This is a genomic window from Sphingomonas sp. G5, assembly GCF_052660795.1.
On sequence record NZ_CP109660.1, the window covers coordinates 1,852,136 to 1,875,327 of the forward strand.

The 23,192-nt window shown below is 69.0% G+C and carries 20 protein-coding genes; 5 read left to right on the top strand and 15 right to left on the bottom strand.

Annotated features, from left to right (window positions below; translation table 11 throughout):
• Positions 1-22: 22 nt before the first annotated feature.
• Positions 23-520, top strand: a complete 498-nt coding sequence (locus tag NE358_RS09000; RefSeq protein ID WP_289937699.1) for a hypothetical protein — start codon at positions 23-25, stop codon at positions 518-520.
• Positions 521-579: 59 nt separating this feature from the next.
• Here the strand turns inward: NE358_RS09000 and ligA are convergent, their stop codons facing one another.
• The 5 genes from ligA to NE358_RS09025 all read right to left on the bottom strand — a co-directional run bounded on the left by ligA (position 580) and on the right by NE358_RS09025 (position 6,800).
• Positions 580-3,024 (bottom strand): NAD-dependent DNA ligase LigA, encoded by a 2,445-nt coding sequence (gene ligA, locus NE358_RS09005; RefSeq protein WP_289937700.1) that lies wholly within the window; start codon positions 3,022-3,024, stop codon positions 580-582.
• The gene (locus NE358_RS09010; RefSeq protein WP_289937702.1) at positions 3,021-3,938 is read right to left on the bottom strand and encodes a sigma-70 family RNA polymerase sigma factor; all 918 of its coding nucleotides are present in this window, start codon (positions 3,936-3,938) and stop codon (positions 3,021-3,023) included. The genes ligA and NE358_RS09010 overlap by 4 nt, the downstream gene beginning before the upstream one ends.
• A 32-nt stretch (positions 3,939-3,970) precedes the next feature.
• The gene (locus NE358_RS09015) at positions 3,971-4,429 is read right to left on the bottom strand and encodes a carboxymuconolactone decarboxylase family protein (RefSeq protein ID WP_103208994.1); all 459 of its coding nucleotides are present in this window, start codon (positions 4,427-4,429) and stop codon (positions 3,971-3,973) included.
• A gap of 79 nt (positions 4,430-4,508) precedes the next feature.
• Positions 4,509-5,606: a tRNA 2-thiouridine(34) synthase MnmA gene (mnmA, locus tag NE358_RS09020; protein ID WP_141377728.1), complete on the bottom strand. Its 1,098-nt coding sequence runs from the start codon at positions 5,604-5,606 to the stop codon at positions 4,509-4,511.
• A 9-nt stretch (positions 5,607-5,615) separates the two neighbouring features.
• Positions 5,616-6,800, bottom strand: a complete 1,185-nt coding sequence (locus tag NE358_RS09025; RefSeq protein ID WP_289937707.1) for a cysteine desulfurase family protein — start codon at positions 6,798-6,800, stop codon at positions 5,616-5,618.
• Between the two features lie 46 nt (positions 6,801-6,846).
• On the opposite strand from NE358_RS09025, the gene glgX reads away from it, so the two are divergent.
• The 3 genes from glgX to glgB all read left to right on the top strand — a co-directional run bounded on the left by glgX (position 6,847) and on the right by glgB (position 13,213).
• The gene (gene glgX, locus NE358_RS09030; RefSeq protein ID WP_289937709.1) at positions 6,847-8,925 is read left to right on the top strand and encodes a glycogen debranching protein GlgX; all 2,079 of its coding nucleotides are present in this window, start codon (positions 6,847-6,849) and stop codon (positions 8,923-8,925) included.
• A 68-nt stretch (positions 8,926-8,993) separates the two neighbouring features.
• The gene (locus NE358_RS09035) at positions 8,994-11,078 is read left to right on the top strand and encodes a maltotransferase domain-containing protein (RefSeq protein WP_174799689.1); all 2,085 of its coding nucleotides are present in this window, start codon (positions 8,994-8,996) and stop codon (positions 11,076-11,078) included.
• The gene (glgB, locus tag NE358_RS09040) at positions 11,075-13,213 is read left to right on the top strand and encodes a 1,4-alpha-glucan branching protein GlgB (protein WP_116239903.1); all 2,139 of its coding nucleotides are present in this window, start codon (positions 11,075-11,077) and stop codon (positions 13,211-13,213) included. Before NE358_RS09035 ends, glgB begins: the two co-directional genes overlap by 4 nt.
• Positions 13,214-13,346: 133 nt before the next feature.
• On the opposite strand, the gene NE358_RS09045 is transcribed toward glgB, so the two are convergent.
• Entirely contained in the window at positions 13,347-14,297 is a 951-nt protein-coding gene (locus NE358_RS09045) for a tetratricopeptide repeat protein (protein WP_289937714.1), read from the bottom strand.
• A complete protein-coding gene (locus NE358_RS09050) occupies positions 14,294-16,105 on the bottom strand; it encodes a DUF8094 domain-containing protein (RefSeq protein ID WP_289937716.1) in 1,812 nt (603 codons plus the stop codon). The genes NE358_RS09045 and NE358_RS09050 overlap by 4 nt, the downstream gene beginning before the upstream one ends.
• 170 nt (positions 16,106-16,275) lie before the next feature.
• On the opposite strand from NE358_RS09050, the gene NE358_RS09055 reads away from it, so the two are divergent.
• On the top strand, positions 16,276-17,352 hold the full coding sequence (locus NE358_RS09055; protein WP_289937717.1) for an AI-2E family transporter: 1,077 nt from the start codon (positions 16,276-16,278) through the stop codon (positions 17,350-17,352).
• 3 nt (positions 17,353-17,355) lie between these two features.
• Here the strand turns inward: NE358_RS09055 and NE358_RS09060 are convergent, their stop codons facing one another.
• The 8 genes from NE358_RS09060 to tsf form a co-directional block, all read right to left on the bottom strand.
• Positions 17,356-18,078 carry an alpha/beta hydrolase gene (locus NE358_RS09060; protein ID WP_141377720.1) on the bottom strand — a complete coding sequence of 241 codons (723 nt, stop codon included), beginning with the start codon at positions 18,076-18,078 and terminating at the stop codon, positions 17,356-17,358.
• On the bottom strand, positions 18,078-18,365 hold the full coding sequence (locus NE358_RS09065) for an Rv1322 family protein (protein ID WP_141377718.1): 288 nt from the start codon (positions 18,363-18,365) through the stop codon (positions 18,078-18,080). Before NE358_RS09065 ends, NE358_RS09060 begins: the two co-directional genes overlap by 1 nt.
• Before the next feature lie 9 nt (positions 18,366-18,374).
• On the bottom strand, positions 18,375-19,088 hold the full coding sequence (locus NE358_RS09070; protein ID WP_246078277.1) for an aggregation-promoting factor C-terminal-like domain-containing protein: 714 nt from the start codon (positions 19,086-19,088) through the stop codon (positions 18,375-18,377).
• 49 nt (positions 19,089-19,137) lie between these two features.
• The gene (locus NE358_RS09075; protein ID WP_103208974.1) at positions 19,138-19,713 is read right to left on the bottom strand and encodes a DivIVA domain-containing protein; all 576 of its coding nucleotides are present in this window, start codon (positions 19,711-19,713) and stop codon (positions 19,138-19,140) included.
• On the bottom strand, positions 19,710-20,762 hold the full coding sequence (locus NE358_RS09080; RefSeq protein ID WP_103208972.1) for a phosphatidate cytidylyltransferase: 1,053 nt from the start codon (positions 20,760-20,762) through the stop codon (positions 19,710-19,712). Before NE358_RS09080 ends, NE358_RS09075 begins: the two co-directional genes overlap by 4 nt.
• Before the next feature lie 6 nt (positions 20,763-20,768).
• Positions 20,769-21,323 (bottom strand): ribosome recycling factor, encoded by a 555-nt coding sequence (gene frr, locus NE358_RS09085; protein WP_094736471.1) that lies wholly within the window; start codon positions 21,321-21,323, stop codon positions 20,769-20,771.
• Between the two features lie 75 nt (positions 21,324-21,398).
• Positions 21,399-22,118: a UMP kinase gene (gene pyrH / locus NE358_RS09090; RefSeq protein WP_116239906.1), complete on the bottom strand. Its 720-nt coding sequence runs from the start codon at positions 22,116-22,118 to the stop codon at positions 21,399-21,401.
• A 144-nt stretch (positions 22,119-22,262) separates the two neighbouring features.
• Positions 22,263-23,090 (bottom strand): translation elongation factor Ts, encoded by an 828-nt coding sequence (gene tsf / locus NE358_RS09095; protein ID WP_289937737.1) that lies wholly within the window; start codon positions 23,088-23,090, stop codon positions 22,263-22,265.
• Between the last annotated feature and the right edge of the window lie 102 nt (positions 23,091-23,192).

The window sequence follows — 23,192 nt, forward strand, 5'->3', positions numbered from 1 at the left end:
CGTGACCTTTGGGGGGACTCACATGATCATCAAGCGCGCTCCATTCGCTCTCGTCGCAGCCTCGGCGCTGCTCCTTCTCGCCGGCTGCTCGGGCGGCTCAGGAACTGCCGAGTCGAGTGACGACAGCATGGCCGACGGCGGCACCACGACGACACAGGAGACGACGTCACCCGCGACGCCGTCGGCGCCCGCCGGTGACCAGACCAAGGCCGAAGCCTGCGACATCGTGCGCGAACAGTTCCAGGCCGTCAGCGGTGCGGGCAGCACGGTCAACAGCTCCGACCCGCAGGCGACCTTGACGGCGTTCAAGCAGCTCGCTTCCGACGTGGGCACGCAGTTCTCGTCGATCACGAACGAAGAGATCGCGCCCTCCGCCCAGAAGGCGAGCGGCGCACTGAACGACTACGCCGCGTACCTCGAGACCGTCGTGGCCGACCCGTCCAAGGCCAGCGGCCTCAGCGACCAGATCAGCACGCTGCAGGCGAGCTTCACCGAGGCAGCTACGGCCTGCGCCGGTTGACGCGACGCCCGACGGAACGACAGGAGGGCGGGGGCTTCGGCTCCCGCCCTCCTCGTCTCTCAGCCCTCGAAAGCGGACGGCCCGTCCTCGGCGTCGAGCCCATCCGTGGATGCCCGGCCCGTTGCAGCGTCGAGAGCCGCAGGGCCCTGCTCCACGAGGATGCGGAACTGCGCAGCATCCAAGATCCGCAGACCCAGTTCTTCCGCCTTGGCGAGCTTCGACCCCGCGCCCGGACCTGCGGCGACGAAGTCGGTCTTCTTCGAAACGCTCGACGCTGCCTTGCCACCCGCCGAGAGGATCGCCTCTTGCGCACCCTCACGGGTGTATCCCTCCAGCGAGCCCGTGGCCACGACCGTCAGACCCGCCAGCACCCCGCCCGCGGCCGCCGCCGCCCCCGGCCCGGGATGACCGGGGATCGAGAAGCGCACCCCGGCGGCCTCCCACCGCTCGACGATCTCGCGATGCCAGTCGACCTCGAACCAATCGATCACGGCATCGGCGATGATCCCCCCCACGCCCTCGACGGCGGCGAGCTCTTCCCGCGAAGCCGCGCGAATGGCATCCAGCGATCCGAACCACTGCGCGAGAGCGCGGGCCGCAACGGGACCGACGTGTCGGATGTTCAGCGAGACGAGCAGCCGCCACAGATCTTTCGTCTTGGCCTTCTCGAGTTCGACGATGAGCTTCGTCGCCTGCTCCGAGGGGCGGACCTCGCGATAGTCCTTGCGGATGCCGCGCCGACGGCGCTCCGCGGGATCGAGGTCTTCGGAGCCCGGAGGGTACGTCGCGGGCGAGAGCTTCTGGAAGGGCAGACGCCGCACGAGCTCGCCGGAGTCGGGGTCGACTTTTCGCTCGCCCGTCTCGGAGTCGCGCACGACGACCTCGATCGGCACGAGTTCCTCGACGGTCAGGTCGAACAGTCCCGCCTCGGTGTCGAGCGGAGGCTCATCGGGTACCTCGGGCTGCGTCAAGGCTGCTGCCGTGACCTCGCCCAGCGCTTCGATGTCGAGCGCGCCGCGCGAGCCGATGTGCTCGACACGTCCGCGCACCTGCGCGGGGCAGGAGCGCGCATTCGGGCAACGCAGGTCGATATCGCCCTCTTTCGCCGGGCGCAGAGGAGTGCCGCACTCGGGGCAGTCCGCGGGCATGACGAACGCACGCTCGCTGCCGTCGCGCAGCTCGACCACGGGCCCGAGAACCTCGGGGATGACGTCGCCCGCCTTTCGCAGCACGACCGTGTCGCCGATCAGCACGCCCTTGACCTTCACGACGTCCTGGTTGTGCAGGGTGGCCTGGCGGACGACGCTGCCGGCGACCTTGGCGGGCTCCATCACAGCGAAGGGGGTCGCGCGACCCGTGCGTCCGACCGACACTACGATGTCGAGCAGCTTGGTGTTCACCTGCTCGGGCGGATACTTGAAGGCGATCGCCCAGCGCGGAGCCCGGCTGGTCGCCCCGAGCTCGTCGTGGAGCGCGAGCTCGTCGACCTTGACGACGACGCCGTCGATCTCGTGCTCGACGTCGTGGCGATGCTCTCCGTAGTGCGCGACGAAGCCCAGGACGCCGTCGATCGTCGACTCGACGCGGGAGTACGGCGAGGTGGGCAGTCCCCAGGAAGCCAGCAGATCGTAGATCTCGCTCTGGGCGGCCACGGGAGGGTTCTGCCAGGCCCCGACGCCGTGCACGTAGAGCTTGAGGGAGGCGATGCGCGCGAGACCGGCCTCGAGTTCGAGGCCCGTCTTCTTCTCGATCTGCTGGCGCAGTCCGCCGCTGGCCGCGTTGCGGGGGTTGGCGAACGCGGGGAAACGTCGGGCCGCGGCGATCTCGGCCTTCTCTTCGTCGAAGGCGCGCCCCCCTCGTCGGCCGGCGGACCGCTCGCGCGCCTCGGCGAACGCCCGCCGGCGGAACTCGTCCTGCATTCGGTTGAGGTTCTCGAATGCGGCGACGGGGATGAAGACCTCGCCGCGCACCTCCACCATCGGCGGATGCCCTTCTCCCGCGAGCTCGCGCGGGATGTCGGCTAGACGTAGAGCGTTCTCGGTGACGATCTCTCCGACTCGCCCGTCGCCGCGGGTCGCGGCGGAGGTGAGCACGCCGTCTTCGTAACGCAGACTGATGGCGAGCCCGTCGATCTTGAGCTCGCTGAGCCAGTGCACGGCGCGCCCCGCGGCGGCCTCGGTCTTGACGGCCCAGTCGCGCAGCTCCTCGGGTGAGAAGACATTGTCGAGGCTGAGCATGCGTTCGGCGTGCTCGATCGTCGCGAGGTCGGTGGCCTCGGCCGCACCCACCGACAACGTCGGACTGTCTTGCCCCTGGAGCTCGGGGTGCAGACGCTCGAGGGCCTCGAGCCGGTGCATCCATCCGTCGTACGTCGCGTCGTCGACGACCTCGGCGTCTCGCCCGTAGTACGCGTCGCGCGCCCCGATGATCCGCTGAGTGAGGTCCGCGGCCTCGGCGCGCGCCTCGTCGAGGGTGATATCGGGAAGCTGATCGTGCTCGGTCACGCATCCAGCTTAGGGAGGGGTTCCGACATCGACCCCGAGCCGCCACCTGTCCACCACACCCTCGACAGCTTCTCGGGGTTCGATACGCGTCGGACACCGGCGATCAGTCCACCCCTCATCTCGAGGGAGATGACGTCGGCCATCCCGCCCACCGAGAGCGAGAGCCCCCTCTCGCCGTTGACGTCGACGACCCCGACGGAGATCGCGGCGCCGGAAGCCGCCGCCTTGTCCAGGATGCCGACGAAGAAGCGGACGATCCTCTCGGCGCCGAAGATGGGGTTGAGAGCGCTCTTGACCCGCCCGCCTCCGTCCGCCCAGAGGATCGCGTCGTCGGTGAGGATGCCCGCCACGCCCGCGACGTCTCCCGTCTCGATGGCGGTGACGAGAGCACGCACCGCCGCGACGTCAGCCCCTGACGCCGACGGCTCGTCGCGCAGCTGGAGCCTTTTCTCTCCGCGCGAGATCAGCTGTCGCACCGATGCGGGTGAGCGATCGAGGATTCGCGCGATCTCGACGGACGTCATTGCGAACGCCCGATGAAGCACCACCGCGGCACGTGCCGCGGGCTCCAGCTGCTCCGCGAGGTGCAGGACCGCCAGCGACAGCATCTCGCGGTCCGCGACCACGTCATCGGGCAGACGCTCGGTGGCGACCGGCTCCGGCAACCACGGCCCCGGATACTCCTCGCGAGCGGACTGCACCCGACGCAACTGGTCGATGGATCGTCTGACACACACCGTCGTCAGCCATGCCGCCCACGAGCGCACCTCGTCACCGCTGCTCTCCGCCCGCAGTGCCTCGAGGGCGACGTCCGAGACGATGTCCTCCGCAGCGCCGAAGTCGCCGAGCATTCGATAGGCGATTCCCACGAGTCGATTCCGCTCCGTGCTCCACGCGAGGCTGGCCGTCGTCACGTCGCCGAGGCTACCGGCAGGGCTGACGAAGCTCATGCGACGGGGTGGGCGGCGTCGACCGGCGGCGTCATCCCCGTCGCCAGAGCGATGCGATTCCAGACGTTGATCGTCGCGATGGCGACCACGAGGGAGCCCAGCTCCTTCTCGGAGAAGAAGACGGCCGCTCGTTCCCACACCTCATCGGTCACGCTCTCCGGCCCGACGAGCGTCACGGCATCGGTCAGCGCGAGGACCGCGCGTTGACGGTCGTCGAGAAGCTCACCGGCGTGTTGCCAGGCCGCGACCGCATGAAGCGTCCGCGCGGGTACGCCGTGCGTCGCGGCAGCGGTGGCGTGCATGTCGACACAGAAGCCGCATCCGTTGAGGATCGAGGCCCGCAGTTTGAGCAGCTCGTAAAGCGTCTTGTCGACGTGGGTGCGCGCGTACGCCTCGAGGGCGAGCACGGCGGCGTAGCCGCCGCGGTTGGTGCGGGACAGGTCGATACGGGTCATCGGGGACTCCTCGCGGTAACGGACGCGAACATCGCGTCTCTGAGAGGAGTCGGATGCCGACAGCGAAGTGTGACAGCCCTCAGGCCTCGACCGGGACCGCCGACACCGTCCGGTCGATCGTGAACTGTCCGAGCACGCGCGTGCCGTCGTAGAGCACCGCGGTCTGCCCGGGCGCGACGCCGTCGAACGGCGTCTCGGGGCGCACCGTGAGGACGCCGTCGGCGATCTCCGCCGTCGCGGGAACGGGATCGGCGTGCGCGCGGATCTGCGCGTGGCACGCGAACGAGCTCGACGAGGGCGCCCGCCCGGCCCAGGTGAAGCGCTCCCCCGCGATCTCGGAGCACGCGAGCGCCTCCTTGGGGCCGACGACGACGGTGTTGTTGATCGGACGCACTTCGAGGACGAAGCGGGGCTTGCCGTCCGCCGCCGGAACGCCCAGCTGCAAGCCGCGGCGCTGCCCGACGGTGAAGGCGTGCGCTCCCTCATGGGTGCCCACGACGGCGCCCGTGCGGTCGAGGATCTCACCGCGCTCGGCACCCACCTTGTCGGCGAGCCAGCCGCGCGTGTCGCCGTCGGGGATGAAGCAGATGTCGTGACTGTCGGGCTTCTGCGCCACGGAGAGCCCGCGCTGCTCCGCCTCGGCGCGCACGAGCGCCTTCGAGGGGGTCGATCCGAGCGGGAAGTACGTATGGGCGAGCTGCTCCGCCGTGAGCACGCCGAGCACATAGGACTGGTCCTTGGCGTTGTCGGAGGCCCGGTGCAGCTCGCGCCCCTCGGGCGTGTCGACGAGCGTGGCGTAGTGCCCGGTGCACACCGCATCGAAGCCGAGTTCGAGCGCACGCTCGAGCAGCGCTGCGAACTTGATCTTCTCGTTGCACCGCATGCAGGGGTTCGGCGTGCGGCCAGCGCGGTACTCCGACACGAAATCGTCGATGACGTCGTCGCGGAACCGCTCCGAGAAGTCCCACACGTAGAACGGCATGCCGAGCTTGTCAGCCGCCCGCCGCGCGTCCATCGCATCTTCGATCGTGCAGCACCCACGGCTGCCGGCCCGCAGCGTGCCGCCGGCGCGAGAGAGCGCCAGGTGCACGCCGACCACGTCGTGGCCCGCCTCCACCGCGCGGGCCGCAGCCACCGCGGAGTCGACTCCACCGCTCATCGCCGCCAGAACTCGCATCGTCCCAGTCTACGAACGTCGGTCTGAACGGGCGCCGGATGCCACGGCACGGGCGTACGCATCGGGAAGACGGGTGAGGACGGCGTCGACGTCGGCGTCAGTGGAGGTGCGGCCGAGGGTGAATCTCAGCACCGAACGGGCCGCGCGATCGTCGAGCCCGAGAGCGAGCACCACGTGCGACGGCTCCGCGACACCGGCCTGACACGCCGACCCCGTCGAGACGGCGATCTGCTCCATGTCGAGCAGGAACAGCAGCGTCTCGCCGGCGGCATCCGGGAACAGCACGTGAGCGTTGCCGGGAAGGCGCTCGGTGGGGTGCCCGAGCAACCGGGCCGAGGGAATCGACGACAGGATGCCGGAGACGAGGCGATTCCGCAGCGCTGCGAGACGCACGGCCTCGTCGCTCCGCTCGCGCTCGGCCGCGGTGACCGCGGCGGCGAAGGCCGCGGCTCCGGCGACGTCCTGCGTCCCGGCGCGCAGGGCACGCTGCTGCCCGCCGCCGTGGACGAGCGGGGTCAGCCGACCGTGACGCGACACGACGGCCGCGCCGACTCCGACCGGACCGCCGACCTTGTGCGCCGACACCGACATCGCGACGAGCCCGGACGAATCGCCGCCCGTCCCGCGCCACGCGGCGAAGTCGACCGGAATCTGGCCGAGCGCCGAGACGGCGTCGAGATGCAGAGGTACACCGGCGTCACGTGCGCGGGCCGCGAGGTCGGCGGCATCCTGGATCGTGCCCACCTCGTTGCTCGCGGCGAGGGCCGTGGCGAGGGCGGCACCGGGAAGGGCGCTCGCGAAGGCATCGACGTCGATGCGTCCGAGCGGGTCGAGGGGCACCGCCCGCACATGCGCGCCCTGCGTCGAGGAGAGCCATGCCACGGCGTCGAGCGTCGCGTGATGCTCACCGTCGGGCAGCACGATCACTCCCGCCCCGGCCGCACGCGACCACCACAGGCCCTTGAGAGCGAGGTTCGCGGCCTCGGTGCCGCCGGAAGTGAAGACCACCTCGATGGGCTGGCACCCGAGGACCGCCGCGACGGCCTCGCGCGCGTCTTCGAGCAGACGGCGGGCCTCCTGCCCCGCGGCATGGATCGAGGAGGGGTTGCCGAGCACGTCGTGCGCGGCGAGCCACGCCGCGCGCGCCTCGGGGCGCAGGGGGGTGGTCGCCGCGTGATCGAGGTAGATCCGCATCGTCGCCCTCCCGGTATCGCCAGCGCCTTTCACTACCCTAAGACGCATGGTCCGACCCGAGACTGTCCTGTCCGCCCGCCCCGCCCTGCTCCGTTCGTCGCTCGACGACCTGGGTGTGCGCCTCGACCCCGACGGCGGCACCCTGCGCGTCTGGTCGGGCTCCGCCGACGCGATGCAGCTGCTCGTCTTCGACGAGGTCGATCTCGACTGGGCGACCGAGACCATCGCCATGACCCCCGTCGGGGGCGGAGTCTTCGAAGCGAGCACTCCCCTGCTCCGGCCCGGTGCCCGCTACGCGATCCGCGTCGGCGGCCCGCACGGCCCGGGGCACACCTTCAATCCGCAGTCGCTGCTCATCGAGCCGTACTCGCGCGGGCTCGTCTCGGGCAGCTACGGCGATTGGCGCTCGGTAGTGGTGGAGGGCTCCTTCGACTGGGGCAGTTCGACGAAGCCTCGCGTACCGCTGGACCGCACGGTGATCTACGAGGGGCACGTGAAGGGGCTCACCAAGCGGCATCCGTTCATCCCGCCCGCGCTGCACGGTACCTACGCGGGACTCGCGCACCCCGCGATGATCGACCACCTGCTCTCGCTCGGCGTGACCAGCGTCGAGCTGTTGCCGGTGCATGCGTTCGCCACCGAACCGCGCCTTCTGCAGCTCGGCCTGTCGAATTACTGGGGGTACAACTCGCTGAACTTCTTCACGCCGCACGCCCCCTACGCCACGGCCGCGAGCCGCGCCGAGGGGCCCGAGGCGGTGCTGCGCGAGTTCAAGGGCATGGTGAAGCTCCTTCACGAGGCCGGCCTCGAGGTGCTCCTCGATGTCGTCTACAACCACACGGCGGAAGAGGGCATCGGCGGCCCCCGCACGAGCTTGCGCGGCATCGACAACAAGGCCTACTACCGCCAGACCGCCGACGGCGCGTACATCGACGAGACCGGCTGCGGCAACGCGCTGAACACCTCGACGGATGCCGCCGCGCGTCTGGTGCTCGATTCGTTGCGGTACTGGAGCGACGACGTGCAGATCGACGGCTTCCGCTTCGATCTGGCGGTCACGCTCGGTCGTGACGAGAACCACTCGTTCACGCCGGACCATGCCCTGCTGAAGGCGATCCGCGACGACGAACGCTTGGCGGGCACCAAGCTCATCGCCGAACCGTGGGACGTCGGCATGGGCGGTTGGCAGACCGGCAACTTCGGAGACGGCTGGTTGGAGTGGAACGACCGCTACCGCGACCGCGTGCGCAACTTCTGGCTGAGCGACATCGACTACGCCCGCCGAGCCGACACCGCGCCGGTCGGGATCGGCGGCTTCGCCACACGCCTCGCGGGCTCGTCGAACACCTTCAGCGAGGAGCGCGGCCCCCTCGCGAGCGTCAACTTCGTCACCGCGCACGACGGCTTCACGCTGCGCGATCTCGTCTCGTACGACGTCAAGCACAACCTCGGAAACGGCGAGCAGAACCGCGACGGCGCCGACACGAACCGCTCGTTCAACCACGGTGCCGAAGGCCGGACCGACGATGAGGGGGTGCTCGCCACGCGGCGCAAGGCGATGCGCAACCTCATGGGCACCCTGCTGCTGTCGGCGGGCGTGCCCATGATCACGGCGGGAGACGAGATGGGACGCACGCAGCGCGGCAACAACAACGCGTACTGCCACGACTCCGCTCTCACGTGGCTCTCGTGGGATCTCGCGGAATGGCAGCGCGACCTCTTCGCCCACACGCAACGGCTGACGCAGCTGCGCCGCGACAACCCCGCGCTCCGCCCCAGGCGGTTCGCCCGGCTCGGCGAGGTCATCCCCTCGGCATCCGTCATGGACTGGTTCGACGAACACGGCGAGACGATGTCGAGCGACCGTTGGAACGACCCCGCGCACCGGACCCTGCAGTACCTGGCCACCTCGACGCCCGAGGACGAAGAGCCCAATCGCGTCCTGCTCGTCGTGCACGGCACCGAGTCCGCCACCGAGATCGTGCTGCCCGGGATCGACGGGGCTGAATACGTGTCCCTCTGGTCGAGCGCTGACGAGAAGCCGTCCGACGACGTCGAGCGCTTCTCACCCGGAGACCTCGTCCCGATCGCGGGTGCCTCGATGCGTCTGTTCCGCGTCGACTGATCCGGGCCCGCTGTCAAGGCCGAGCGAAACCGTACGGCGAGGTGGGCGGCCCGCGATAGGTTCGGACCGTGGCCACCACGACGACTCCCTCGCCCGAGCTGCCCTGGCGCAGCGCCGCCTCGATTCCCGTGCGTCCGGTCAAGCCGACGCCCACTTCGCGCAGCGTGGTCACCCCGCGCATCCCCCTGGCTCTCCCGCACCCGAGCGTGCCGGGCGGGCAGTTCCGCCCGTCCGCGTACGTCGGCGAGGCGGTGCCGTTCACCGTCACGGCTTTCCGCGAGGGGCACGACCGGATCGGCGTGCAGTTGCGCCTCTTCTCGCCGTCGGGCGACGAGTCGCTGCACCGCTTGAGCCCGCTGAACGACGGCTTCGATCGCTGGTCGACGCTCGTTGCGCCGCTCGAACAGGGCGTGTGGCGTTTCCGCTTCGAGTCGTTCGCCGACGATTTCGCCACGTGGAAGCACGCGGCCGAACTCAAGATCGCGGCGGGCGTCGACGTCGCTCTCATGCGCGAGATGGGTGCACAACTCTTCGACCGCGCGCGGGGCGAGAAGAAGCGTCCGGGCGTCGACAAAGACCGTCTGTACGACGCGGCCCGCGCGCTCCGCGATCCCGACGTGCACGACGACACGGCCCTTCAGATCGTCCGCGACCCCGAGATCGCCGCGCTGTTCGACGCCCGACCGCTGATGGGTCTGGTCTCGGTCGGACGGGATGCCGAGCTGCTGGTCGAACGCGAGCGCGCCGGCGTGGGCGCGTGGTACGAGTTCTTCCCCCGCTCCGAGGGTGCGCATCGCGCCGAGGACGGATCCGTCATCAGCGGGACTTTCCGCACCGCCGCGGAGCGTCTCCCGGCCGTGGCCGACATGGGCTTCGACGTGGTGTACCTCCCACCGATCCACCCGATCGGTCAGACGAACCGCAAGGGCCCGAACAACACCCTCGTCACCGAGCCGGGAGACCCCGGTTCGCCGTGGGCCATCGGTGCCGCCGCGGGCGGGCACGACACCGTGCACCCCGATCTCGGCACGCTCGACGACTTCCGCGCGTTCGTCCAGACCGCTCGGGAGAACGCCATCGAGGTCGCGCTCGACCTGGCGTTGCAGGCCTCGCCCGACCACCCCTGGGTCACGGAGCACCCCGAGTGGTTCACGACCCTCCCCGACGGCTCGATCGCGTTCGCCGAGAACCCGCCGAAGAAGTACCAGGACATCTATCCGATCAACTTCGACAACGACCCCGAGGGCATCCGCGCCGAGGTCCTGCGGATCGTGCGGCACTGGATCGCGCAGGGCGTCACGATCTTCCGCGTCGACAACCCGCACACCAAGCCCCTGCAGTTCTGGGAGTGGCTCATCGCCACCGTCAGCGCCGAGGAGCCCGCAGCGGTGTTCCTCGCGGAAGCATTCACCCGTCCGGCGCCCCTGCAAGGCCTCGCGATGGCCGGATTCCAGCAGAGCTACACGTACTTCACGTGGCGCAACACGAAGGAGGAGCTCGAGGAGTTCCTCGGCGGTCTCGCTCACGAGACCTCCGACTTCCTGAGGCCCAACCTGTTCGTCAACACCCCCGACATCCTCACCGAATACCTGCAGTTCGGAGGCCGGCCGGCGTACAAGGTCCGCGCCGCGATCGCCGCCACCGCCGCGCCCACCTACGGGGTGTACGCCGGCTACGAACTCTTCGAGAACGTGGCGCGCCCCGGAGCCGAAGAGAACATCGACAACGAGAAGTTCGAGTACAAGTTCCGCGACTGGGGCGCCGCGGAGGCCGCAGGAGACTCGCTCGCCCCCTACCTGCGAATGCTCAATGGGGCACGTCGTGCGCACCCGGCGCTGCGGCAGCTGCGGAACCTCGACATCCACTGGAGCGACGACGACTCGATCCTCGTCTACTCCAAGCACCTGGCCGCCGCCCTCTCCCCCACCGGCGAGAGCGACACCATCATCGTCGTCGCCAACGTCGATCCGCATTCCGCCCGCGAGACCACCGTGCACCTCGACACGACCGTGTTCGGCATCGAACCCGGTGCCTCGTACGAGGTCGAAGACCTGGTCACCGGCCAGGTCTGGAGCTGGGCCGACCACAACTTCGTCCGCCTCGACGCCTTCGTCGAGCCGGTGCACGTCCTGCACGTCAAGGAGAACCGATGACAGCTCTTCCCCCCGAGATCCTGGACGCCGTCGCTCACGGCGCCCATCACGACCCGCACAGCGTGCTGGGCGTGCACGAGACGGGCGCGGGGTGGGTCATCCGCTCGCGTCGCCCCCTCGCCCGCGAGGTGGTCGCCGAGCTCGCCGACGGTACGTCTGTCCCGCTCGCGCACGTGCGCGGAGGAATCTGGGAAGCACCCGTCGCGGCCTACCCCGGTGCCTACACCGTTCGCGCGTCCTACGACGGTTCCGAGCACGTGTCCGACGACGGGTACCGGCACGCACCCTCTGTGGGCGAGCTCGACCTGCACCTCATCACCGAGGGCCGTCACGAGGAGCTCTGGCGCGTTCTCGGCGCTCACGTGCGCGAGCTCGACGGTTCGACCGGCACGGCTTTCACCGTCTGGGCTCCCGACGCGCGCGCCCTTCGCGTGATCGGCGACTTCAACGGCTGGGACGGCTCCGGCCACGCCATGCGTTCGATGGGCGGGAGCGGCGTCTGGGAGGTCTTCATCCCCGGTATCGGCGCCGGCACCCGCTACAAGTTCGAGATCCTCACCCGCGCAGGGCAGTGGATCGAGAAGGCCGACCCCATGGCCCGCCTCGCCGAGGTGCCCCCCGCCACGGCATCCGTCGTCACCGACTCGGAGTACGTCTGGGCCGACAGCGACTGGATCGACGAGCGTTCGCGCACGGCGCCGATCGACCGACCGATGTCGATCTACGAACTCCACTTCGGCTCCTGGAAGCCGGGCCTGTCGTACCGCGAAGCGGCAGACGAGATCATCAGCTACGTCGGCGCCCAGGGCTTCACCCACGTCGAGTTCCTCCCCCTCGCCGAGCACCCCTTCGGCGGATCATGGGGCTATCAGGTGTCGGGCTACTACGCCCCGACCAGTCGCTTCGGCTCCCCCGACGACCTGCGCTACCTCATCGACCGCCTGCATCAGGCCGGCATCGGCGTGATCATGGACTGGGTCCCGGGGCACTTCCCCAAGGACGACTTCGCCCTCGCCCGCTTCGACGGCGAGGCCCTGTACGAGCACCCGGACCCCCGTCGCGGCGAGCACAAGGACTGGGGCACGCTCATCTTCGATTACGGCCGCAACGAGGTGCGCAACTTCCTCGTCGCGAACGCGCTGTACTGGTTCGAGGAGTTCCACGTCGACGGCCTGCGAGTGGATGCCGTGGCATCCATGCTCTACCTCGATTACTCCCGCAACGACGGCGAGTGGGCGCCCAACCAGTTCGGCGGCCGTGAGAACCTCGAGGCCATCCGCTTCCTGCAGGAGGTCAACGCGACGTCCTACAAGCGTTATCCCGGCATCGCGCTGATCGCCGAGGAGTCGACCAGCTTCCCGGGCGTGACCGCCCCCACCTCGCACGCGGGCCTCGGCTTCGGGTTCAAGTGGAACATGGGGTGGATGAACGACTCGCTGCAGTACATCGGGCGCGACCCCATGTACCGTTCGCACCACGAGGGCGAGCTGTCGTTCTCGTTCGTCTACTCGTTCAGCGAGAATTTCGTCCTGCCGATCAGCCACGACGAGGTCGTGCACGGCAAGGGGAGCCTTTTCGGACGGATGCCGGGCGACCACTGGCAGAAGCTCGCCAACATGCGCGCGTTCCTGGCGTACATGTGGGGCCACCCCGGCAAGCAGCTGCTCTTCATGGGCCAGGAGTTCGGCCAGATGTCGGAGTGGTCGGAGTCGCGCAGCATCGACTGGTGGATGCTCGATCAGCCCTCCCACAAGCAGCTGCACTCGTTCGTCGCCGAGCTCAACCGCGTCTATCGCGACCAGGCGGCGCTGTGGGCGCGCGACCACGACGGCGCCGCATTCTCGCGCCTCGGTGCTCCCGCGTGGAACACGAATGTGCTGGCGTTCGCCCGCCGCGACCACCACGGGAACACGATCGCGGTCGTCTGCAATTTCTCGGGTGTCCCGCTGACGGACTTCCCGCTCGATCTGCCCGAATCGGGTATGTGGACCGAGATCCTCAACAGCGACGCCGAGGCGTTCGGCGGTTCGGGTCAGGGCAACTTCGGCGCCGTCGAGACGGACGACCGCGGGAGCGCCACTCTGACCCTCCCGCCCCTCGGCGTGCTCTGGCTCCACCACCGCGCGGGGGGCTGACACCGGCACCACAGACCCCGGGTACGGGACCGCGAGCTGCGTCCCGGTACCCGGGGTCTCTCATGTAGGTACCTTCGCGAACGACGACGGCCCCGTCCTCCCGAGGGAGTCCGGGGCCGTCGTCGTCCGGGCGTCAGAAGAGCAGCGACGCCAGACGCGAGCGCGCACGGATGACCCGGGCGTCGTCGTCGCCGACAAGGCCGAACAGGTCGAGCAGACGCTCGCGGACCGGCGCGCGCTCCTCCGCCGGCAGTGCGGCGAATAGATCGAGCAGACGGCCGAAGGCGTCATCGACGTGACCGCCCACGACATCGAGGTCCGCGACGAGGAACTGCGCCTCCAGACCGGTCGGCGCAGCGGCCGCGGCAGCACGGGCCGCGTGAAGGTCGGCACCCTGAACACGATCGAGCAGGCGCACCTGTCCGAGACCTGCCCGTGCGTCGGCGTCGCGAGGGTTCTCCGCGAGAGCCTGCTCGTACGCGCTGATCGCGCGGGCGTAGTCGCCCTCTTCGATGGCGGCGAACGCCTCTGCGTGCAGCGGGGGAAGCTCGGGCTCTGCGGCAGGAGCATCGGCGGCGGGGGCCCCGCCGACCGGCACGGTTCCCGTCACGCCGTGCTGGGCAGCGAGCTGCAGGAGCTGTGCGAAGACGTCACGTACCTGCTGCTCGGGCACAGCGCCCGTGAACAGGGGTACCGGTTGGCCGGCGACGAGAGCGAGCACCATCGGGATCGACTGCGCGCGGAACCCCTGAGCGAGCTGCGGGTTCGCGTCGACGTCGACCTTCGCCAGAACGAGGCGTCCGGCGAGGTCGGTCACGACCTTCTCGAGGACGGGGCTGAGCTGCTTGCACGGTCCACACCACTCGGCCCACAGATCGATGACCACCGGTACCGTGCGCGAGAGCTCGAGCACCTCTCCGAACGTGTCATCGGTCGCGTCGAAGACGAGCGGCAGCGCGCCGGCAGGGCGGGCGGGGGCAGCGGGATCACCGGCCGCGGGAGCGGCGGGCGGCTGAGGGCGGTTGCGCAGGGACGAGAGGTCGACGGCGCCGCGCATCACGGAACCGGGGGCGGGAGTACTCACGGGGACACCTTCGCTTCGAGGAGGCTGGATCGGTAGCCGAGCAGGCGGATCTGGTCGTCGGAGCCCTGACTGGGCACGTAGAAGAAGACCTGATCGGAATACGTCGTGGTGAAGCCTGTCGCAGACTGGTCGACACCGGTGAGGGCCTTGACCGCGGGGTTGTTGTCCAGCTTGATCACGGCGTCTTTGTTCGTCGGCTTGGCCGTATCGCTCTCATACACGTTGACGGCGACGATGGCCCCCGTGTCGAGCGTGGCGAGGGCGATCGGTGTCGCCGTTCCGGCCGAGGCGGAGAAGCTGATCTCGGCCGTTCCCGCACCGGTCTGGTTCAGCTCGTCGGTGCGCTTGGTCTTGTTGTCCTGGATCGCGGCCAGCAGGAGATCGTTGGCGGTGTCGAATTTCGCGAACGAGGCACTGTTCTGCCCGTTGTTGATGACGTCGGCGTAGGCCGCAGCGACCTTCTCGGGTGCCATGACGAGGAACGACGAGTCCGGCGGCACCTGCGTGGCGCCCACGTACGGCGCCGCCAGCTCGGGCAGATTGGTGGAGGCCTCGAGGTTGCCGACGTAGGACGCCTTGTACTCCTCCCACGGCGTCTGCTGGGTCATCATCATGATCGTGGTGGTGGGGGTCGCGGCATCCGCCGACTCCACCACCGTCATCAGCGTGCGGGGCCACGTTCCCGTGGTCTGCGGCAGGACGATCTGCACGGGCTCCGCCGGGATCGCGGGCAGGGCCGGACGGTCCGCGATCGCGGCTCGCAGCTTGTAATTGGTCTGACGCTCGGCCAGGGCCGGGCCCGCGAGGCGCTCGGCGACGACGTTCGCGTCGAGGGAGGCGTCCGCCTGAGCAACGGTCGACGACACCTTCGACACGATGCGCTGAGCCTGCGCTTCGGTCACCGCGGGCGGGAACTGTCCCTCGGGAACGATCACGGTGGGCGTGGGGCTGGGAGACTCTGTCGCGGCGAGCTGCGGCCACGCATCTGCGGAGCATCCCGCGAGCAGGGCCACCGACAGACCGAGGGCCGGCACGGCCACCAAGGCTCGACGACCGCCGAGGGCACCGCGGACCCGCGATCCTCCCCGACGAACGGGGCTCTGGCTCACGACGCCCTTGCTCTCGGCATCCGCGCCGACCGTCGAGATGGGCTCGGTCACGGGCAGGGGAAGACCCTTGCGGCGCGGGCGACGCTGTCGCCGAACGTGACGGATGCCGAGCAGGTACAGAACCAGTCCGATCAACAGCACGATGCCGCCGCCGACGATCAGGGGCCCGGCCCACGGCGTGGAGTCGTCGATCGGCCAGGTGAGACTGATGTTCGCGGGCGCCGGAGCGGTGCCGTCGGAGGCCACGAGGACACTCATGTCGCGGGGAAGCTGGAGGGTTGTCGACAGCGACCCCGTCTGCTCGAACTCATCGAGCCAGAGATCGGAGTCCACGGGCGAGCGACCCGCGGTCGCGGTGCCGGAGGCGGGGGTCACCGTCGGCTCGACCTCCGAGGTCTGCACCGTGCCCGCGTCGTCGAGCGTGACGGAGGTGTACGCGACGTCGGCGAGCCATGCTTTCACGTCGGCGGTGCGACCGTACGAGGCGAACACCGCACCGTCGCCCTGCACGCGCAGGGTCTGGGCGCCCGGCACGCTGTTGAGTACCGCGCCGTCGATCAGCGTGAACGCCGTCGACCCCTCGGTCTGCACGTTCGCCGAGGTCTCGGACGGTCCGTGGAAAACGGTTCGTTGAGCGATACCGGCACCGATCATGGCCGCAGCGATGACGAATGCCACCACGGCCCAGACGAATCTCACGCTTCACACCATCCCCACCGGTGGCTCGGGCGCCACCGAATCGACGTTTCAGACTATCCGAGGGTGCCTGAAAGTTCCCGACAAGGCCCGTCGCGCGCTCCGACGCGCCGACGGCTCAGTATCCTGACGACACGGGCGCACCTGCCCGGCTGATGCGGGAGTCGTTCGGCATGAAGATCCACAACCCCTTCCGGGTCGCTCTGCTCGCCACACTCGGCGTCGGGGTCGGCCTTCTGCTCATCGGCAGCGTGCAGAACCTGTCGACGATCCTGCTGTACGTCGGAACGGCCCTGTTCCTCTCCCTCGGGCTCGATCCGGTGGTCTCGTTCCTCGAGCGACGAGGTCTCCCCCGATGGGCCGCCGTGCTCGTGACGATCCTGGCCGTGCTGGGCGTTTTCGCCGGCATCATCTTCATGGTCGTGCCGATCATCGTCAGTCAGATCGCGCAGCTCGTGACCCAGATCGAGCAACTGCTCCAACCCGGCCGCTGGAACGAGATCGTCACCGACGTACAGACGTGGGTCTCGCAGACGCTCCCCTGGCTGAAGATCGACGAGGTCTGGGCCGGAATCCAACACTGGTTCTCGACGCTCGACGTCGGGAGCATCTCGACCATGATCGGCAACAGCCTGCTGACGATCGGCGGAGCGGTCGCGGCGGGCCTCGGCGGCGCGTTCATCGTGCTGATCCTCACGATCTACTTCACGGCATCCACCCCGTCGCTGAAGTCGGCCGTCTATCAACTCGTACCGGCATCGAAGCGCGCGCGCTTCATCGAACTCGCCGAGAAGATCTCGGATTCCGTGGGCTACTACGTGATGGGACAGGTGAGTCTCGGCGTCATCAACGGTGTCCTGAGCGCGATCTTCCTGTCGATCATCAACGCCCCCTTCCCCGCTGTCCTCGCCGTGATCGCGTTCTTCTTCTCGCTGATCCCGCTCGTGGGTACGCTCACCGGCTCGACGATCATCGTGCTCACCTGCCTCATCCCCGGTCTCGGAACGCCCACGTGGGCCATCCTCGCTGCGGCGATCTACTACCTCGTCTACATGCAGGTCGAGGCCTACGTGATCTCGCCGCGCATCATGAACCGCGCGGTGTCGGTGCCGGGCTCGGTCGTCGTCATCTCGGCGCTGGCCGGTGGCGCACTACTGAACCTGCTCGGCGCGCTCATCGCTATCCCGGTGGCGGCGAGCATCCTCATCATCTACCGCGAGGTCATCATCCCCCGGCAGAACGAACGCTGAGCCTCAGCCCGCGAGCTCGCCGTCCCACTCGACGGGAAGCGGCAAGGCATCGGGATTCACCGCGGCGACGATCTCGGTGAGCACACGGCGGGTCTGCGTCTCGCCGACCCACAGGTGCTTGCCGCCCTCGACCGCGATGAGGGTGGCATCCGGAACCGAGGCGAAACGCTCCCGAGCCTCGTCCGGACGCAGGTAGTCGTCGTGTTCGGGAACCAGCACGACCATTCGGCGCGGGTCTCCCGCCCAGGCGGCGACCTCGTCGGCGGTCGCCCGGTGCAGTGGAGGCGAGAGCAGGATGACGCCCTCGATGTCGTGGTCGCGTCCGTACTTCAGCGCGAGCTCGGTGCCGAACGACCATCCCACCAGCCACGGGCGCGGAAGACCGCGCTCGCGCACGAAATCGACCGCCGCGGCGACGTCGAAGCACTCTTTCGCACCCCCGTCGAAGGAACCTTCGCTCGTACCCCGCGGGGACGTGGTGCCGCGCGTGTTGAACCGCAGGACCGCGAGGTCGGCCAGCGCCGGAAGGCGACCGGCGGCCTTGCGCAGGATGTGCGAGTCCATGAAGCCGCCCGCGGTGGGGAGGGGATGAAGCGTCACCAGGGTGGCCGCGGGTTCGCGGTCGGCGGGCAGAGCCAGCTCTCCGACGAGGGTCAGCCCGTCGACCGTGCGCAGCTCGACATCTTCGCGGCGGGCGGGGAGCAGAACGGGTCCGCGAATCTCCATCAGGCAATCCTCCAACAGTGCGTGTGCCAGTGGCGTCGGGCGGCGAGGTCGGCGGCGTCTCCGAGGACGCCGTCGGCGCGCCAGACGACCACGTGGGCACTTCCGGCGGCAACCGTGCGGCCGCAGCCCGGGCACACATAATCTTTGACGGCCTGAGGAGCCGAGATCGGCTGCACCGTCCACTCCCCGCCACGCCTGACCTCGGTGCGCTTCCACCCCGCGATCAGACGGTCGAGAGAGTCGTCGCCGCGCGATGAATCGGTGCGTCTCTTACGTGAGCGGGGCATGGATGCCGCTCACCACCAGTGGTTCGCGGTCCAGAAGGCGTAGGCGCCGGCCCAGCCGCCGTACCGGCCAGTGGCGTATCCGGTTCCCCAGCGCAGGTTGTCGACGGGGTCGTAGCCGTTGCCCGGTACCTTGCCGCACGGAAGAGCCTGGACCAGACCACACGCCCCCGACGAGCGATTCGTCGCATTGGGATTCCAACCGCTCTCGCGGCTGACGATGTAGTCGACGAAACCCATATCGGACTCGGAGATGCCCGCCGCGGCCATCCACTCGGCGGGGGCGCCACCGCCGGAGTACAGCACCGGACCGGAGCTTCCCGACGACGACTCCGAGCCCGTGTCCTTCGAGCGCGACGGAGCCGGAGTGGGCGTCGGGGTCGGCTTGGGCTTGACGTAGACGTTGTAGCTCGCACGATCGAGCTGGGGGGCCTGCTTCTCGCCCGACGTCGAGACGGCCTGCGTGTCGCCGAGCCCCTCGGCGTAGAGAGTGACGGTGTGCGGCTCCTCGGCCTGAGCGGGGAGCAGGGATGCCCCCATAGGGCCGACGTACGCTCCGACGAACAGCACCGCGGCGGCGGCGCCGAAGACCCCGACCACGCCGCGGCGGCGCGACCATCGCGGCCCGGAGCGACGAGGGAGCGTCGGCGGGACCACGTCGACCGATGCGCCCCGGCGGCCGACGGGGGAAGCGGATGCGCGCGAAAGTTCCGAACCTGAAGTCACAGTGCGCTCGATTCTACCGACGCTCGAGCAAGGATGCCACGCGCGGTGGTCATCCGACGGCGAGCATGACTTCGACGACCGCATCGAGCACCGCATCGACCTGCGTCTCGCGATACCCGCCGCGCTGCATGCGGAACGCGACGGAGCGGACCTGTTCCGGTGTGATCGGATCGCCCGCCGCCAGGTAACGTGCGATGCGATCCGCGACGACGTCGACCTCGTCCACGCGATAGCCGTACCGGAAGAACCCGACGCGGTCGAACCGCGACCCCCGCGGTCGACGGAGACGGTCGAGCACCACCTGCGCCGTATCGCGCGTCTCCGCGACCCAGGCGCGCGCACCGAGACGCGACAGGGCGTAGTCGCGTTCACGCGCGGCGAAGGCGTCTTCGACCCGTCCGAGGGCGGCGTCGACCGCGTCGACTCTGTAGCCTCCCCGGACGAGGGGAAACGCCGCGATGCGCACCTCGGACGAACGCAGCGCTCCGAGGTCGTCAGCCTCGAACGCCTCGCGCGCGCGGGCGAGGAACACGTCGACGGCGCGCTTCTCGTACCCCTTCGTGCGACCGGAGGTCGTCGGGAACGGTGTCGCTGCCACGGTGTCGTGGATCGGCGTCTCGGTCATGACACTCCCAACGGGGCGAGCAGATAGAACATCACCAGGGCGGCCGTCGCCGACGGCAGGATCGAGTCGAGGCGGTCGAGTACTCCCCCGTGGCCCGGGAGCCACGAGCTCATGTCCTTGATACCCAGGTCGCGCTTGAGCATCGACTCTCCGAGGTCGCCGACGGTGGCCGTCGCGAGCACGACCGCCCCGAAGATGAGCCCGGCCCACCACGGCACCTGCAGCATGAACGCGGCGAGCAAAGCGCCGGCGACCAGGGCGGCGAGGCATGCACCCGCGAAACCCTCCCACGTCTTCTTCGGGCTGATGCGAGGGGCCATCGGATGCCGCCCACCCCGTCCGAAGGTCAGGCCTGAGACGTAGGCACCGGTGTCGGCGGCCACCGCGAGGATGAGGAACGCGAGCACCCACCACTCGCCTCGAGGCTGGGCGAGGAGGATCATCGCCACGCTGGTGAGGAAGGGGACGTACAGCTGCACGAAGCTCGCGACCAGGACGTCGCCGATGACCTCGATGTGCGCGCGACCGTCGGACGCGAACATCTGCGCCGTCAACCGCCACACGACCACCACGACGACAGCGACGAGGGTCGCGATCCAGTGCACCCAGGGTCCGAGGAAGAACCCGCTGAGCAGCAGCAGGAAGCCCATGGCGAGCTGCGGCACGACGTCGACGCGACGGCCCGACACCTGCAGGGCGCGCGAGAACTCGAGCACGCCCAGCACCATGGCGGCCGCTGCGAACAGCACGAACAGCCACTTGATGAAGATGAGCGAAGCGACGACGATCGCGCCGATGCCCACACCGATCAGGGTCGCGACGATGAGGTCGCGGCCGGTTCGCTGTTTGAGCCGCTCGTTCGCCTGGTCGAACTCCGCACGCGCGTGCGCGATGTGCTGCTCGGCATCCGATCGCATAGAGCGCAGCTGCGACTCGATGGCGGTCACGCCCTCGCCTGTGGTCGGCGAGCGGCGAGCCGAGTCGGCCCGGCGAGGCGAGGCGGTCGGATCGACCGGCTCGCCCTCGCCGATCTCAGGGGCTTCGGGCATGGGGGGTCAGACCTCGAGAAGCTCGGCCTCTTTGCGCTTGAGCGCCTCGTCGATCAAGTCGACGTGCGTGCGCGTCACGGTGTCGAGCTCCTTCTCGGCGCGGACGAGCTCGTCTTCGCCGACATCGCTCTTCAGGGCGTCGAGGTCGTCCTTGGCCTTGCGTCGAAGGTTGCGCACCTGCACCTTGGCGTCCTCGCCCTTACCGCGCACGATCTTCACGTACTCTTTGCGGCGGTCCTGGGTGAGCTCGGGCATGGTGACTCGAACGATGGTGCCGTCGTTCGTCGGGTTGACCCCGAGGTTCGGCATGTCGCGGATCGCCTGCTCGATCGCCTTCAGCGCCGACTTGTCGTACGGGTTGATGACGAGGGTGCGGGCCTCGGGGTTGTTCAGCGAGGCGAGCTGAGCGAGAGGGGTGGGCGACCCGTAGTAGTCGACCAGCACCTTCTGGAACATCTGGGGGTTCGCGCGCCCGGTACGGACGGTCGCGAAGTCCTCCTTGGCGGCCTCCACGGCGCGATCCATGCGCGCTCCGGCATCGGCGAGGACATCGGAAATCACGGTGACTCCATTCGTTGGGACTGACTGTCGAGTCTAGTCGCGCGCGAGCCCGGCTTCCCGGGCTCGCGCGGCGCGTCATGCGGTGACGAGGGTACCGATCGTCTCACCGAGCAGGGCCCGGGTGACGTTTCCGGCCGGCTCCATACCGAAGACTCGCATGTCCATACCGTTGTCCATGCACAGGCTGAACGCGGTGGAGTCCACCACCTTCAACCCCTTCTGCAGGGCGTCGCCGTAGGTCACGTGGTCGAGCTTGGTCGCGCTCGGGTCCACGTTCGGATCGGCGGTGTAGACGCCGTCGACGCCGTTCTTGGCGACCAGAACCTCGGTCGCGCCGATCTCGAGAGCTCGCTGGGCGGCAACGGTGTCGGTAGAGAAGTATGGAAGACCCGCGCCCGCACCGAAGATGACGACGCGGCCCTTTTCGAGGTGGCGCACAGCGCGGCGCGGGATGTAGGGCTCGGCGACCTGCGTCATCGAGATGGCGGACTGCACGCGCGTGGCCGCCCCGGCCTGCTCGAGGAAGTCCTGCAGTGCGAGCGAGTTCATCACGGTGCCGAGCATGCCCATGTAGTCGGCGCGCCCGCGGTCCATGCCGCGTTGGCTGAGCTCGGCGCCACGGAAGAAGTTGCCGCCGCCGACGACGATGGCGACGTCGACGCGGTCGACCGCCTCGGCGATCTCGCGGGCGATCTGTCCCACGATGTCGGGATTCACGCCCAGTTGGCCCCCGCCGAACGCCTCCCCCGACAGCTTCAGCAGAACTCGGCGGCGCTTGGTGGCTTCATCGATCACGTGTGATGTCCTCTCGTCTTGAACAAACTATCCCCCGCCTCCCGCCACCGGAATGCCGGAGGCGACACGAGGCGCGGGCAGGGAAAAGGCCCGGGATGCCGTGGCATCCCGGGCCTCATGACGGGCCCTGAGCCTGTCGAAGGGTTACGCGCCGACCTTGAAGCGGGCGAAGTCGGTCAGCGTGAGACCGGCGTCGGACGCGACCTTGGCGACGGACAGCTTGTTGTCCTTCGCGTAGTCCTGGTCGAGCAGCGAGACCTGCTTGAAGAACGCGTTGACGCGTCCCTCGACGATCTTCGGCAGGGCGGCCTCGGGCTTGCCCTCGTTGCGCGAGATCTCGGTGACGATCTCGCGCTCCTTCTCGACGTCTGCCTCGGGCACGGCGTCACGGGTGAGGTACGAGGGGTTCGCGAACGAGATGTGCTGCGCGATCGAGCGAGCGGTCTCGGCGTCGTCGCCCGAGTAGACGAGGACCACGCCGACCTGCGGGGGCAGGTCCTTGCTGGTCTTGTGCAGGTAGACCTCGAACTTGTCGCCCGAGATGGTGCGCACGCGACGGAGCTCGACCTTCTCACCGATGATGGCGGCTTCGTCCGAGATGAGCTGCTCGACGGTCTTGCCGTCGGCGTCGGCGGCCAGGGCGGCCTCGACCGAGTCGGCACCGGCGGCGGCAGCCGCGTCGACGACCTTGTCGGCCAGAGCGATGAAGCGCTCGTTCTTTGCGACGAAGTCGGTCTCGCAGGCGAGTTCGAGCAGGGTCACGGATCCGTCGTTCTCGCGCGCGGCGACGAGGCCCTCGCTGGTCGAACGGTCGGCGCGCTTGGCGTTGCCCTTGGCACCCTTGAGGCGCAGGATCTCGACGGCCTTCTCGACGTCGCCGTCGGCCTCTTCGAGCGCCTTCTTGGTGTCGACCATGCCCGTGCCGAGCTGCTCGCGCAGAGCCTTGATGTCGGCGATCGTGAAGTTTGCCATGGTGTGGCGTCTCCTTGTCGTTTGCGTTCTAGATGTGAGCCCGGCGGGGCCGTGTCGCTCCCCCAAGAGGGAGCCATCACGACCCCGCCGGATCGTAGCCTG